Genomic DNA, 12,803 nt, shown 5'->3' on the forward strand with positions numbered 1-12,803 from the left:
TTTGCACGGCCCGGTAGGTCTTCGGGGTGCAGATCGTGGAGACCGGCCCGGACGACGAGCGCTTCGCCGCGTGGTGCGAGGTGTGGGCGGCGACCCAGCGCGCCGACCGCCCGGGTGAGGCGCCGCGGCCGGCGAGCGACCACGTCGCCCTGGGACGACGGCTCACCACGCCGGGCGGCTCGGTGGCGGGCACCCACCGGGCCGCGGTCGACGACGGCGCCGTCGTCGGCGCGCTGCGCCTGCTGCTCCCGCAGCGGGACAATCCCTCCGTCGCCCACCTCGACGTGGCCGTGTCCCCCGCGTCCCGCCGCCGCGGGATCGGCACCGCGCTGCTGACCGAGGGGGTGCGGCTGGCCGCGGCGGCCGGGCGCCGCTCGCTGGTCGCCGAGGTCGACGAGCCCGGACCGGACACCCCGGGCCGCGCCTTCGCCCGGGCGCACGGGTGGACGTGCGACCTGCAGGAGACCCGCCGCGACCTGCTGCTGCCCGTGCCCGGGGAGCGGCTGGCGGCCCTGGAGGCCGAGGCGGTCGCGGCGAGCGCGGGCTACGCGGTGGTGACCTGGCGCGACCGGACCTCTGACGCCCTCCTGGACGACCGGGCCCTGCTCAGCCGCCGCATGTCGACCGACGCGCCGAGCGGTGACGTGCCGGTCGGCGAGGAGGACTGGGACGCCGCGCGGGTGCGCGAGCAGGAGGAGGTCACCCTGGCCCGGGGCCGCACGGTGCTGTCGGCCGGCGCGCTGCACGACGGCCGGCTGGTCGCCTTCACGGACCTGCACGTGCCGCTCGCCCGGCCGGAACGCGCCAGCCAGAGCGGCACCCTGGTCCTGCGCGAGCACCGCGGGCACCGCCTGGGCGCCCGCGTGAAGATCGCGGTCCTGCGCGAGCTCGCCGCGACCCTGCCGGCGGTCCGGCGGATCAGCACCTACAACTCCGACGGCAACCGGCCGATGGTCGCGGTCAACGAGGCGCTCGGCTTCCGCCCCGCGGGCAGGCTGTCCACCTGGTCGACCCGGCTCTGACGGCGGTCGGCCCGCTGCTCAGGCCCGCGCGGCCGAGGCGAGGTCGGCGTCGGCACCGTGCACGCTGTCGCTCCCGCGTGGCGGACCGCCGTACCAGTCGAGGCACACCATGGTCGCGTCGTCGCGGAGGTCGCCCCCGGTCGCGCGGAGCACCGCCGCGCCCAGCTCCTGGACCACCTCGCGGGGGTGCAGGCCCGCGGTCTCGCGCAGGGCGATCTCGACGTCGAGGACGGCGGCGTTGCGCTCCTGCATCCCGTCGGTCAGGAACACGACCCGGTCCCCGGGCCGCAGCGGGAAGGGCTGCTGCGCGAACGACCGGCCGGGCACGACCCCGAAGGGCGGCTCGATGCCCAGGGCGACCTCCTGCACCCGCCCGTCGCGCAGCCGGAGCGGGAACGGGTGCCCGGCGTTGACCACGGCGGCCGTGCCGGTCACGAGGTCCACCCGGAGGAGCTGCCCGGTGACGAACCGCCCGGGCGGCGCGTTGTCGGCCAGGGCGTCGTTGGCGTACCGGGCCTGGGCGGCGAGGTCCAGGCCCTGGCGGCGGGCGTTGCGCAGCGCCCCGACGAGCAGTGTGGCCAGCAGCGCGGCCTCCACCTCGTGGCCGACGGCGTCGGTGATCGACACGTGCAGCGCGTCGCGGTTGAGCGTGTAGTCGAACGTGTCGCCGCCCACCGAGGCCGCCGGCTCCAGCCAGCCGGCGAGGGTGAACTGCCCGGCCTCGCAGGTGTAGGAGGACGGGAGCAGCCGGCGCTGGATCTCGGCGGGCAGCGAGAAGGGCGTCGTGCGCTGCCCCCACTCGAACACGTCGGTGTGGCGACGGGTGGCGATGACGACGTAGGCCAGGGCATGCGCGGCGGCGGCGACGTCGGCGACCAGGTCCGGGCCCGGGAGCGCGGGGAGGACCAGTTCCAGCAACCCGATCGCGTCCCCCCGGTCGGTGACGGGCGCGATGAGCCGGGCCCCGTCGTCGAGCGGCTCGACGGCGACCTCCTGGGTCCGGAGGACACGGGCGTACCGCGTGCCGGCGAGCGGGACGGTCTCGGCCTGCGCACCGGCCTGCACGCGCCCACCCCGGGCACCGGCCACAGCGGCGGTGAGACGCACGACGGCGTGCCCGCTGAAGTCGGCGATCAGGAAGCTGAGCTCGCTCGCGCCGAGCAGCTCCGCGAGCGCCTCGGTCGCGGCCTCCACCGCCTGGATCGGCGCGATCCCCTCGACCCGGTCGAGCAGCTTCCCGACGTCCAGGCGGGAGCCTGCTGGAGTCGGCATGGGGGGACTCTAGGGGCGACGGACGCCGCCACCGCCCGTCGCCGACCTGCCGCCCCGGGCCCGCGGTCAGCCGAGGGACAGCCCGGCCAGGCCCGCGGCGAGGCCGAGGACGGCGCAGACGCCGAGGGTCCGCAGCACCGACCACTTCACGCGGAACAGCAGCACCGCGGCGACCAGCGCGATGGCCAGCGGCACGAGCCGCAGGGAACCGGGATCGGGCACCTCCAGCGCCAGCGGCCCGCCGTCGACGTCGACGGTGTCGGAGAACAGCGTGTGGACGGCGAAGTAGACGCCCAGGTTGGCGATCACCCCGACGACGGCCGCGGTGATCCCCTTCAGCGCCGCCGACAGCGCCCGGTTGCCGCGCAGCCGCTCCATGTACGGCGCGCCGAGCAGGACGAACAGGAAGCTCGGTACGAACGTCACCCAGGTGACCAGCAGCGAGGCCAGCACGGCGGCGACCCACGGGTCGAGCGAGCCGGGGTCGCGGTAGGCGCCGAGGAACGCGACGAACTGGACCACCATGATCAGCGGTCCCGGCGTGGTCTCGGCCAGCGCCAGGCCGCGCACCATCTCCCCCGGCGACAGCCAGCCGTAGACGGCGACGGCCTGCTGGGCGACGTAGGCCAGCACCGCGTAGGCGCCGCCGAAGGTGACCACCGCGGCGCCGGAGAAGAACAGGCCCTGCTCGGTGAAGACGCTGTCCGCACCGGTCAGCACGGCGACCGCCGCGACCGGCAGCCCCCACACGAGCAGCCCGACCAGCAGCACCCGCAGCGTGCGGCGGGTGGTGGGGGCCTCGTGGTGCAGGACGTCGTCGGAGATGACCGGCGCCGGGCCGGCGTCGGGCCCCTCGGCGGCCGGCTTGCGGGGCAGCGCCGAGGGCCGCCACCGGCCCAGCGCCCAGCCGGCGATGCCGGCGAGGGCGACGACGACGGGGAACGGCACGCCGAAGAGGAACAACGCGAGGAAGGAGGCCACCGCGAGGACGACCAGCGCCCGGCTGTCCAGCGCCTTCTTCGCCACCCGGAGGACGGCCTGCACGACGATCGCCAGCACGGCCGCCGCCAGTCCGGTGAAGACCGCGGTGACGACGGTGGTGTCGCCGAAGGCGACGTAGACCGCCGACAGCGCCAGCAGCGCGACCACGCCCGGCAGCACGAACAGGCCGCCGGCGACCAGCCCGCCGCGGGTGCCGTGCAGGAGCCAGCCCACGTAGGTGGCCAGCTGCTGGGCCTCGGGGCCGGGCAGCAGGGTGCAGTAGTTGAGCGCGTGCAGGAACCGGCGCTGGCCGATCCAGCGCTTCTCGTCGACCAGGGCGCGCTGCATGACGGCGATCTGGCCGGCGGGGCCGCCGAAGGTCTGCAGCGAGATGAGGAACCAGGTCCGCACCGCGGCGCGGAACGGGACCGCGTCCTGCTGGGTCGGCCGGGCGGGTCCCTGCGCAGGCAGCGCGGTGTCCTGCGGCTGGGGGGCTTCGCGGGTCATGGACGTCCTCGTCGATCGGGTCCGGGTCGTGCGGGGGGAGGTCGGTGCGTGCGGGCGTCTCAGCGGGGCGGCGGACACGGCCGGTCGTGGCGGCAGGCCGTCACCCCGGGGTCCTCCGGCAGCAGCAGGCCCAGGCAGAGCAGCAGGATCCCCAGGCCGGTCGTGTAGCCGGCGAAGACGAGGCCGGGGTCGAGACCGGCCGCCGAGGCCAGGCCCAGGCCCAGCACGACGCCGCCGACGACCTGCGCGAACGTGCGCATCCGGCTGCCGGACAGCTGCACGACGATCCGGGGCTCGTGCTCGGCGGGGTGCATGACGGCGACCTCCAGGGACGCGCTCAGGCCGGCTCGCGGCCGAGCAGCAGGCGACGGCGGTGGAACTCGTAGAGGCCGTCGAAGACGGGGCCGGAGACGGCGAGGGTGCGCTCGTCGTCGCCGGTCATCGACAGGCCGCGCAGGACCACGTCGAGCCCGGGCGCCTCGGGCGCGTCGAAGCGCTGGTCGTCGAGGTCGGCCTCGTGGACGATCTCGGCGAGCCGCCAGAGCACCGGGTCGGTCAGCTCGTAGCGGCGCAGGATGGTCTCGAAGGAGCAGTCGCCGCCGTGGTGGCCGAGGTCGACGCCGCGCATGTCGAACGGCGTGGCGTCGACCGGGACCTCGGTGGGGTCGGCGACGAAGACGAACGCGGCGTCCGGGTCGAGGAAGCGGCGGATGAGCCAGGCACACGCCGCCCGGTCGATGTGCACGCCGGCACGGGTCGCCCACCTCACCGCGCCACCTCCGCCCCCGCCGCGACCGAGGCGCCCAGCTCCCGCAGCGCGGCGGCGGCCTCCTCGCGCTCGGCCGGCGGGAAGAAGTCGCGGCGGTCGATCGCCCGCCACTCGGCGCGCAGCCGGCGCAGCGCCCGGGCCCGCTCGGCCGGGTCGCCGGCGGCCACGGCGGCGGCGCACTCCCCGCTCAGCGACCGGTACTCCGCGGCCCGTGCGGCGGACATCGCCGCGGCCAGGTCCCGCTCCTGGGCGAGGGTGCCCGGCCGCGCCACCCAGGTGCCCGCCGTCCCGCCGGCCTCGGTCACGTCGCCGGCCAGCCACTCCAGCTGCTCGCGGGTGCGGGCGTCGGCGGGCAGCGCGACGACGCCGTCGGCGATCTGCACCACGCCCAGCCGCCTGAGCCGCCGCCACAGCGTCGTCCGCGGGCCGGAGGGCTCCCGGGGCAGGCGGTAGCTGAGCAGCACCCACTCACCCGGGGAGGACGACGTCGCCACGGCGGTGATGCAACCACGGTTGCACGGCGTCGTCCAGGCCGGGTCCCGGCCACGTCGTCACCCGTCCGGCCCGCCGGCACCGCCCGGACGCGGCGGCCCGCCGTGCCGGACGAGGCGCACCACCAGCCAGCCGGCCGCGGTCAGGACGGAGCAGGCGGCCAGGACGCCGAGGCCGACGACCAGCATCCCCGCGGCGACGAGAGCGACGAACTCGGCCATCGGGCCCCTCCGGGAGGGCGGCGGACCAGGACGCTGCGCAACGCCCCCAGCATGCTCCCCCGGCGGCCCTCCGGCCCTCCGATCAGGGCCGGGCCCTCCGGCGGAGGACCACGCCGGCCGTGACGGCCACGGCCACCGCCAGGACCGCCAGCAGCACGACCGTCCCGGTGCCGATGCCGCCGTCCTCGGGCGCCCCGGACCCGGCGGCGTCCGACGTCTCCGCGGCCGTCGTCGGCGCCGGGGTGTCGGTGGTCGCCGGTGCCGGGGTGGCCGACGGGGTCACCCCGGGCGGGGCCGGCGCGACGGCCAGCGCGGGCGCCGGCATCCCCGGGTCGGGCACGGCGTCGGTGACCGGCTCGATCCAGGCGTCCTCGCGCCCGTCGGCGTAGCGCTGGACGGTCGGGAAGACCAGCTCGGTGGCGTCGGCGGGCAGCAGCGCGACGGTCACCCCGTACGCGAGGTCCTCCCCCGGGACCGTCGCCGGCCCGCTCAGCTCGAAGCCGCCGGCGATGGGTGCCAGAGCCCAGCCCTGCGGCGCCGACGCCAGGGACACCGCGCCGGGCCCGATCCCCTCGGGGAGCTGGGTGCGGACGCCGACGATCCCCGACGTCGTCGACTCGGCCTCCGCGGAGAACAGCAGGGTCACCGGCCCGGTGCCGGCCTGCGCGGCCCCCTGCGCCGTCACCTCGACGTGGGCGAGGGCCGGTCCGGCACCGAGCAGGACCAGACCGGCGGTTGCGGCGAGGACGGCGGAGGAACGACCGACGGGGATCAGGAGGCTCACGACAGGAGTGGTCGTCCCCGGCTCGCGAGGAGTTCCCGCGGCTTATTATCTGCACATGCGCGCAGACAGCCAGGCATGCAGACGGTCGCTCCCCGACGACCAGGTCGACCTCGCGGCGGAGGTCTTCCGGATGCTGGCCGACGGCACCCGCATCCGGCTCCTGTGGGCCCTGATCGGCCGCGAGCTCCCGGTCAACGAGCTGGCGGCGGAGGTGGGCAAGCCCCCGACGGCCGTCTCCCAGCACCTGGCCAAGCTGCGGATGACCCGCCTGGTGCAGACCCGCCGCGCCGGGACACAGGTGTTCTACCGGCTCGAGAACGACCACGTGGCCCAGCTGGTGACCGACGCCGTGCACAACGCCGAGCACAGCGGGTCCGAGCCGCCGGCCCACCACCTCGGCGACGCCGACCTGGTGCGACTGCACCGCGACGCCGGGACCGGGCCGGCATGACCGCGCACCACCACGACCACGAGCACGGGCACCACGACCACGAGCACGACCCCCACCACGGCGTACGGGGCCGGCTCGCCGCGCTGTTCCGCCCGCACGGCCACGACGCCGCCGACTCCGTCGACCCCGCCCTCGAGTCCAGCGCGCAGGGCATCCGCGCGGTCAAGATCAGCCTCGTCGCGCTCGGCGTCACCGCGGCGCTGCAGGCCCTCGTCGTGGCGGCCAGCGGATCGGTCGCCCTGCTGGCCGACACCGTGCACAACCTCGCCGACGCGATGACCGCCGTGCCGCTGTGGATCGCCTTCGCCCTCGGGCGCCGCGCGGCCGACCGGCGCTACACCTACGGCTACGGCCGCGCCGAGGACCTCGCCGGGCTGTTCGTCGTGGTGGTGATCGCGCTGTCGGCGGTGTTCGCCGGCGTCGAGGCCGTCCGGCGGCTGACGGACCCCCAGCCGGTGCAGCACGTCGGCTGGGTGGCCCTCGCCGGCCTCGTGGGCTTCCTCGGCAACGAGCTGGTCGCCGTCTACCGGATCCGCGTGGGGCGCCGGATCGGGTCGGCCGCCCTCGTCGCCGACGGGCTGCACGCCCGCACCGACGGCTTCACCTCACTGGCCGTCCTCGCCGGCGCCGGCGGTGTCGCCGCCGGGTTCCCGCTCGCCGACCCCGTCGTCGGGCTGGTGATCACCGTCGCGATCCTCGCGGTGCTCCGCACCGCGGCACGGGACGTCTACCGCCGGGTCATGGACGCCGTCGACCCCGCGCTGGTCGACCGCGCCGAGCGCGTCCTGGGCTCCACGCCCGGTGTCGTAGCGGTGCGGGCCGTGCGCATGCGCTGGATCGGGCACCGGCTGCACGCCGAGGCCGACCTCGACATCGACGGCCGGATGAGCGTGACCGACGCCCACCTCCTCGCGCACGACGCGGAGCACCGGCTGGCCCACGACCTCCCGCGGCTCGGGGGTGCGGCCGTCCACGCCTACCCGGCCCTGCCCGCGCACCCCCCGGGAGTCGCGCGGCCGCTGGGCCACCGGACGGCCTGACCCACGCGGGGACGGCCGTCCCGTCAGCCGGACTCCTCGCGGGGTCCGGCGCCGCGCCCCAGCCGGGCGAGCAGGGTGCCCGGGTGGTCGGTGATCACCGCGTCGACGCCGAGCGACAGCACGAACTCGACGTCCTGGGGCCGGTTCACCGTCCAGACGTGGACCTCGGCGCCCGCCTGCTGCGCCACGCGGACGTAGGACGGGTCGCGGCGGATGAGGGCCACCGAGGGCCCCACCGCGGTGTTCGCCGGCGGCAGGCCGGCGGTGCGCATCCACGGCGTCAGCTGGCCCATCAGCTGCACGGTGGGCATGCCGGGAACGAGGGCCCGCACCCGGCGCAGCGCGCCCGGCGAGAAGCTCATGACCCGCACGGCCGGGCGGCCGGCCCACTCGACGGGCCGGTCGCCGTCGAGCAGGCCGAAGCGGCGCAGCGTGACCACGAGCTCGGCCTCCACCTGGACCGAGTGCCGGGTGGGGTGCTTGGTCTCGATGGCCAGCCGGACGCCGCCGGGCGTGCTCGTCACGTAGTCCAGCAGTCGCTCCAGCGTCAGGAGGCGACCCGGGCGGTCCAACGGCTCCTGGTTCGCGGCCCTGGCCCTCCGCCGGAGCCGCGCCCGCCGGGACGCCGTCGCCCGGCCGTAGTCGAACCTCTCCAGGTCGGCGAGGTCGAGGGCCGAGATCACGCCGCGGCCGGTCGAGGTGCGGTCGACCCGCCGGTCGTGGACGCAGACCAGGACGCCGTCGCGGGTGAGCCGCACGTCGCACTCGACGGCGTCGGCACCGAGCCGGACGGCGTGCCGGTAGGCGGCCAGGGTGTGCTCCGGTTCGTCGGCCGAGGCGCCGCGATGGGCCACGACCTCGACGCCGCTCCACGGCGACCCGTGCACTGTCATCACCCGGTCACCGTCTCGGCTCGGCCCTCGGGGACTGCGGCACCGCCGGTCCGCGACGGCCGGGGTCAGCCTAGGGACGCTGCGCCGTCCGGGCCATCACACCCCGCGCGGCCGAGGCGCGGGCAGCGTCCGCACCGTTGAGGCTGTCGTTGGACCGTGGCGGGCCGCCGTACCAGTCGAGGCACACCATGCTCGCGTCGTCGCGGAGGTCACCGCCGGTCGCGTGGAGCACCGCCGCCCCGAGTTCCTGCACGACCTCGCGGGGGTGCAGGCCCGCGGTCTCGCGCAGGGCGATCTCGACGTCGAGGACCGCGGCGTTGCGCTCCTGCATCCCGTCGGTGAGGAAGACGATGCGGTCCCCCGGCCGCAGCGGGAGGCGCTGCACCAGGAAGGACCTGCCGGGCACGACGCCGAACGGCGGCTCGATCTCCAGGTCGACCTCCTCCACCAGCCCGCCGCGCAGCCGCAGCGGGAGCGGATGGCCGGCGTTGACGACCCCGGCGGCCCCGGACGACAGGTCGAGCCGCAGCAGCTGCCCGGTGACGAACTGCCCGGCGGGCGCGTTGTCGGCCAGGGCGTCGTTGGCGTACAGGGCCTGGGCGGCGAGGTCCATGCCCGTGCGGCGGGCGTTGCGCAGCGCCCCGACGAGCAGCGTGGCCAGCAGCGCGGCCTCCACCTCGTGACCGACGGCGTCGGTGATCGACACGTGCAACGCGTCGCGGTTCAGCGCGTAGTCGAAGGTGTCACCCCCGACCGAGGCGGCCGGCTCCAGCCAGCCGGCGAGGGTGAACTGCCCGGCCTCGCAGGTGTAGGAGGACGGCAGCAGCCGGCGCTGGATCTCCGCGGCGAGCGAGAACGGCGTCGTGCGCTGTCCCCACTCGAACACGTCGGTGTACCGGCGGGCGGCGATGACGACGTGGGCGAGCGCGTGCGCCGCGGAGGCGACCTCGGCGACCACCGCGGCCGACGGCGGTGTGGGGAGGACGAGCTCCACCAGGCCGATCGCGTCCCCGCGGTCGGTGACCGGGGCGATCACCCGCGTCCCGTCGGCGAGCGCCTGCACGTCGACCTGCTGCGTCCGCAGCACCCGCTCGTAGAGCGTGCCCGCCAGCGGGAGCGTCTCGGCCTGCGCGCCCGCCTGGGCGCGGGTGCCCTCCACCCCCGCACCGGCCGTCGTGAGACGGACGACGGCGCGACCGCTGAAGTCGGCGATCAGGAAGGTCAGGTCCCGCGCGCCGAGCATCTCCGCCAGCGCCTCCGCGGCCGCGTCGACGGCGGCGATCGGGGCGGTCCCCGTGACCCGGTCCAGGAGCGCGCCGACGTCGAGGCCGAGAGCCGGCGGGGTGCGCATGCGGCGACTGTAGGCAGGGCCCGACGGCAGACGCGTACGGCCGGTCGCGGCGTCGACGCCCGCCTGGCTGCGGGGTCCGCTCGTCTCGTCCTGCTGGTCGGGTCGGACCACGGTTCGGTCCGGGCGGCTGCCCCCCGGGCCGGGACTAGGTGGGGCTGTCGTGGTCGAGGGCGAGGTGCTCCAGGGGGATCTCGCGCTCGACGACCCGTCTGGCGAGCTCGTCGAGGTCCGCTCCGTCCGCGTACGCGTGCGCCCGCAGGAGGGCGAGCGCGTCGGTGCTGTTGACCCCGAGACCGGAGTTGAGGAAGCCCATCGCCTGCCACACCAGCGACCGCCGCTCGGCAGCCGGGGCGTCCAGCCACGCCGGCCCGTCCTCTCCCGGGCGCGTCTCCCGGCCGGCGTCCCGGAGCAGCGCGGCGACCTCGGCGCTGACGCTCAGCGCGTCGGTGAGGCTCAGCGAGGTCACGTCGTTCGGCGGCATCGTGTAGAGGTCCAGCGCCCCGATGCCGCGCAGATCGTCGTGCAGCGGGAGGGAGATGGTCCCGCGGATGGGTGTGTGAGCCACCAGCCCGTCGTAGAACGCCGGCCACCGGGACCGGATCGTGGCCTCGTCGGCCACCAGGGGACGTTCCTCCGCGTGCGCGGACAGGCAGGGCCCCTCGCCGGTGGTGAACTGCAACCGCTCGGCGATCGCCGCGGCGGGACTGCTGGCGCCCAGGGGCAGGCGCCGGGAGTCGGCGAAGAACAGGCTGATGCCCGCGCCGTCGACCGGGAGCACCCGGGCCACCGCCCGGGCCAGCCGCTCGGGCAGCAGTTCCGGACCGGGCAGTTCGAGCGCCGAGGCGACGACTGCGACGCGGAGGTCACCGAGGAGGGTCACGGGTCTCCAGGCGGACGAGCACCCCGACTCCACGTGCGGAGCGGGTGCGGTGGGCGGCTCGTCTTCCCGCCGCCGCCAGCATGCCCGCTCGTGCGGACTCCCGCGCCCCGGAGGGCTGTTAGCGTGGTCGGCAGGTCAAAGGTCCGGCCTGACGCGCACGTCCACGGGACGCCGTCAGCCTCCCGGCCCGGCAATCCCCCAAGGGGATGTCATGGCCACTCGTGTTGCCTCGGGGTCACCGTCCGAGGGCTCCCGTCCACTGCTGGTCTCCACCGACGTGCGGGCCGGTCGCGTCACGGTGACCGGCGAGCTCGAGCGCACCAGCGCCCACCACCTGCTCGATGCACTGGAGGCACTGGTCTCCAGTGAGCAGCACATCTGGACCGTGGACGCGGCGGGGATCACCTTCTGCGACGTCGAGGGGATGCGCGTCCTGGCCGAGGCCCACTCCCTCGCCCGGAGCCGGGGCCGGGGGCTGGTCCTGGACGGCGCCGGGCCCTTCCTCCTCGACGTTCTGACCGCGGTCGGGTTGCACCGGCTCGTGACACGACCGACGCCCGGGCCGGCCCCGTCACTGCGGGACACGACCCGGGCGTGGTCGTGACGGGTGGTCGGCCGTTCGGGACGGGTCCTGGGCCCTGGAGGGGTCCCTCGACCCCTCGCACCGGGCGAGCCGTACGGCGTCGGGGCGGCCCGGTGGCCGGGGTCTCGACCACCGGGCCTGGGGCGTCCGATCGCCGGCAACCGACCACCCGTGCACCGTGGTGTGCCCACCAGCGGATCAGACATGCGGTACGCCGCCGTCCGGGTCACCTCCGCCGCGGCGGCTCCGGCAGCTCACCGGTGGACACGAGCTGCTCGGCGACGTCGCGCACCTTGATCTGGGTCGCCATCGAGGCCCGGGCCAGCACCTGGAAGGCCTGGTCGGGGGTGAGCCGGTGCCGTTCGATGAGGATGCCCTTCGCCTGGTCGATGACGGCCCGGGACCGCAGCGCGGCGTCGAGGTTCGCGGCGAGGTCGCGGGCGCTCTCGTAGGCGTACATGTTGCTCAGCGCCACGGCGGCGTAGGGCCCGAAGCGGGTGGCCGCCGACCGGCTGTCCTCGTCGAACGCCCGGGCCCGGCGGGAGTAGATGTTCAGCGCGCCGTTGATGGTCTCGTCGATGGGCAGCGGCACCGACAGGGAGCTGAGGTTCCCGGTCTCAGCGGCGCGTCGTGCGTAGTCGGGCCACCGGGTCTCGGTGCGGGTGTCGGGGATCTCGGTGAGCTCCCCGGTGCTGGCCGCGTGCAGGCACGGCCCGTGCCCCTCCTCGTACTGGGTCTCGTCCAGCCGGTTGGCGAGGTCGCCGGTGGAGACGACGGTGGTCCGCCGGTCCTTGACCTGCACGAAGATCGACGCCTCCGGGTCCCCCGGCATGACCGACTTGGCGAACTCGGCCACCTGCTGCAGCAGGGCGTCGAGGGGCTGCTCGCGCCAGCTCAGCCGGCCCAGCTGCTCCAGCGCCACGTCGGCCTGGTGGGTCCGCAGACCGTCGTTGCTGGCCACAGGCGTCGCCTCCGGTCGGTGCACCGGGGGGGGTGGCCTCGGTGGGGGCCCTGGGCCCGTCGTGCGCCGACTGTGTGACGCTGCGGCGCGGTCCCCCGCACCTAGTCCGCACCGTACGCGGGTGCACACGGTGCGGCCCCGACCTCGTCAGCTGGTGACTCGCTGACATCCGGCCTACCGTGGGCGCATGCCCGATGCGCGGCCGATCAGCGAGGGGGACGCCGACCGGGTCCGCAGCGCCGTGGCCGGCGTCCGCGCGGCGCAGGAGGAGCTGGAGCGGTCGGTCGCCCAGGCCCTGCTCAACGGCTCCTCGGTGCGGGCGGTGGCGGAGCTCGGGCTCTCCCCCAACACGGTGCAGAAGTACGGCCGGGCCCACGGATGGCCGACCGAGGAGAACCGGAGCCGCTTCAACGAGTCCCGCTGGGACCGCTTCGGCCGCGAGGAGTACGAGCAGCGCGCCTGAGACGGGAGCGGCCCCACCGGCCGGCTGCTCGAACCGATGGGGCCTGACCGCGGAGCTCGTGTTCGGAACGCCACCGGCTTCCCCTGACCGTACGGGGGGGGCAGCCGGAACGGGTCCAGCATGGCAGGTGGTG

General features: G+C 75.9%; 16 protein-coding genes. 5 read left to right on the forward strand and 11 right to left on the reverse strand.

All coding sequences use genetic code 11. The annotated features are described in order from the left end of the window. Window positions 1-26 precede the first annotated feature (26 nt). Window positions 27-1,022, forward strand: a complete 996-nt coding sequence (locus FN207_RS05680; protein WP_142457383.1) for a GNAT family N-acetyltransferase — start codon at window positions 27-29, stop codon at window positions 1,020-1,022. A gap of 18 nt (window positions 1,023-1,040) precedes the next feature. Here the strand turns inward: FN207_RS05680 and FN207_RS05685 are convergent, their stop codons facing one another. The 7 genes from FN207_RS05685 to FN207_RS05710 all read right to left on the reverse strand — a co-directional run bounded on the left by FN207_RS05685 (window position 1,041) and on the right by FN207_RS05710 (window position 6,048). Next, window positions 1,041-2,294, reverse strand: coding sequence for a PP2C family protein-serine/threonine phosphatase (locus FN207_RS05685; protein WP_142457384.1), 1,254 nt, complete (start codon window positions 2,292-2,294; stop codon window positions 1,041-1,043). Between the two features lie 66 nt (window positions 2,295-2,360). Then, complete coding sequence (gene chrA / locus FN207_RS05690) at window positions 2,361-3,782, reverse strand: chromate efflux transporter (RefSeq protein WP_142457385.1); 1,422 nt, start codon at window positions 3,780-3,782, stop codon at window positions 2,361-2,363. A gap of 59 nt (window positions 3,783-3,841) precedes the next feature. Further along, window positions 3,842-4,096 carry a hypothetical protein gene (locus FN207_RS05695; RefSeq protein WP_142457386.1) on the reverse strand — a complete coding sequence of 85 codons (255 nt, stop codon included), beginning with the start codon at window positions 4,094-4,096 and terminating at the stop codon, window positions 3,842-3,844. A gap of 23 nt (window positions 4,097-4,119) precedes the next feature. Continuing rightward, the gene (locus tag FN207_RS05700) at window positions 4,120-4,551 is read right to left on the reverse strand and encodes a chromate resistance protein ChrB domain-containing protein (RefSeq protein WP_142457387.1); all 432 of its coding nucleotides are present in this window, start codon (window positions 4,549-4,551) and stop codon (window positions 4,120-4,122) included. After that, window positions 4,548-5,045, reverse strand: coding sequence for a Chromate resistance protein ChrB (locus tag FN207_RS05705; protein WP_142457388.1), 498 nt, complete (start codon window positions 5,043-5,045; stop codon window positions 4,548-4,550). The genes FN207_RS05700 and FN207_RS05705 overlap by 4 nt, the downstream gene beginning before the upstream one ends. A gap of 57 nt (window positions 5,046-5,102) precedes the next feature. Further along, window positions 5,103-5,264, reverse strand: coding sequence for a hypothetical protein (locus FN207_RS26160; protein WP_185938206.1), 162 nt, complete (start codon window positions 5,262-5,264; stop codon window positions 5,103-5,105). An 82-nt stretch (window positions 5,265-5,346) separates the two neighbouring features. After that, on the reverse strand, window positions 5,347-6,048 hold the full coding sequence (locus FN207_RS05710) for a DUF1775 domain-containing protein (protein WP_142457389.1): 702 nt from the start codon (window positions 6,046-6,048) through the stop codon (window positions 5,347-5,349). A 55-nt stretch (window positions 6,049-6,103) separates the two neighbouring features. On the opposite strand from FN207_RS05710, the gene FN207_RS05715 reads away from it, so the two are divergent. Together FN207_RS05715 and FN207_RS05720 are read left to right on the forward strand one after the other, a co-directional pair. Next, window positions 6,104-6,499, forward strand: coding sequence for an ArsR/SmtB family transcription factor (locus FN207_RS05715; protein ID WP_142457390.1), 396 nt, complete (start codon window positions 6,104-6,106; stop codon window positions 6,497-6,499). Next, window positions 6,496-7,539 carry a cation diffusion facilitator family transporter gene (locus FN207_RS05720; RefSeq protein WP_142457391.1) on the forward strand — a complete coding sequence of 348 codons (1,044 nt, stop codon included), beginning with the start codon at window positions 6,496-6,498 and terminating at the stop codon, window positions 7,537-7,539. Before FN207_RS05715 ends, FN207_RS05720 begins: the two co-directional genes overlap by 4 nt. A gap of 23 nt (window positions 7,540-7,562) precedes the next feature. On the opposite strand, the gene FN207_RS05725 is transcribed toward FN207_RS05720, so the two are convergent. The 3 genes from FN207_RS05725 to FN207_RS05735 all read right to left on the reverse strand — a co-directional run bounded on the left by FN207_RS05725 (window position 7,563) and on the right by FN207_RS05735 (window position 10,663). Then, window positions 7,563-8,432: a glycerophosphodiester phosphodiesterase gene (locus tag FN207_RS05725; protein WP_142458086.1), complete on the reverse strand. Its 870-nt coding sequence runs from the start codon at window positions 8,430-8,432 to the stop codon at window positions 7,563-7,565. A gap of 70 nt (window positions 8,433-8,502) precedes the next feature. Next, window positions 8,503-9,783, reverse strand: coding sequence for a PP2C family protein-serine/threonine phosphatase (locus tag FN207_RS05730; protein ID WP_142457392.1), 1,281 nt, complete (start codon window positions 9,781-9,783; stop codon window positions 8,503-8,505). 145 nt (window positions 9,784-9,928) lie between these two features. Further along, entirely contained in the window at window positions 9,929-10,663 is a 735-nt protein-coding gene (locus tag FN207_RS05735) for a GAF domain-containing protein (protein ID WP_246065802.1), read from the reverse strand. A 211-nt stretch (window positions 10,664-10,874) separates the two neighbouring features. Between FN207_RS05735 and FN207_RS05740 the strand changes: the two genes are divergently transcribed. Continuing rightward, window positions 10,875-11,267 (forward strand): STAS domain-containing protein, encoded by a 393-nt coding sequence (locus tag FN207_RS05740; protein WP_142457394.1) that lies wholly within the window; start codon window positions 10,875-10,877, stop codon window positions 11,265-11,267. Between the two features lie 205 nt (window positions 11,268-11,472). Here the strand turns inward: FN207_RS05740 and FN207_RS05745 are convergent, their stop codons facing one another. Then, window positions 11,473-12,207, reverse strand: coding sequence for a GAF and ANTAR domain-containing protein (locus tag FN207_RS05745; protein ID WP_246065803.1), 735 nt, complete (start codon window positions 12,205-12,207; stop codon window positions 11,473-11,475). A 187-nt stretch (window positions 12,208-12,394) separates the two neighbouring features. Here FN207_RS05745 and FN207_RS05750 point away from each other — a divergent pair, with 187 nt between their 5' ends. After that, the gene (locus FN207_RS05750) at window positions 12,395-12,670 is read left to right on the forward strand and encodes a hypothetical protein (RefSeq protein ID WP_142457395.1); all 276 of its coding nucleotides are present in this window, start codon (window positions 12,395-12,397) and stop codon (window positions 12,668-12,670) included. The last annotated feature ends 133 nt before the right edge of the window (window positions 12,671-12,803 follow it).

The sequence above is a fragment of the Geodermatophilus aquaeductus genome (genome assembly GCF_900182545.1).
Taxonomy (GTDB): Bacteria; Actinomycetota; Actinomycetes; order Mycobacteriales; family Geodermatophilaceae; genus Geodermatophilus; species Geodermatophilus aquaeductus.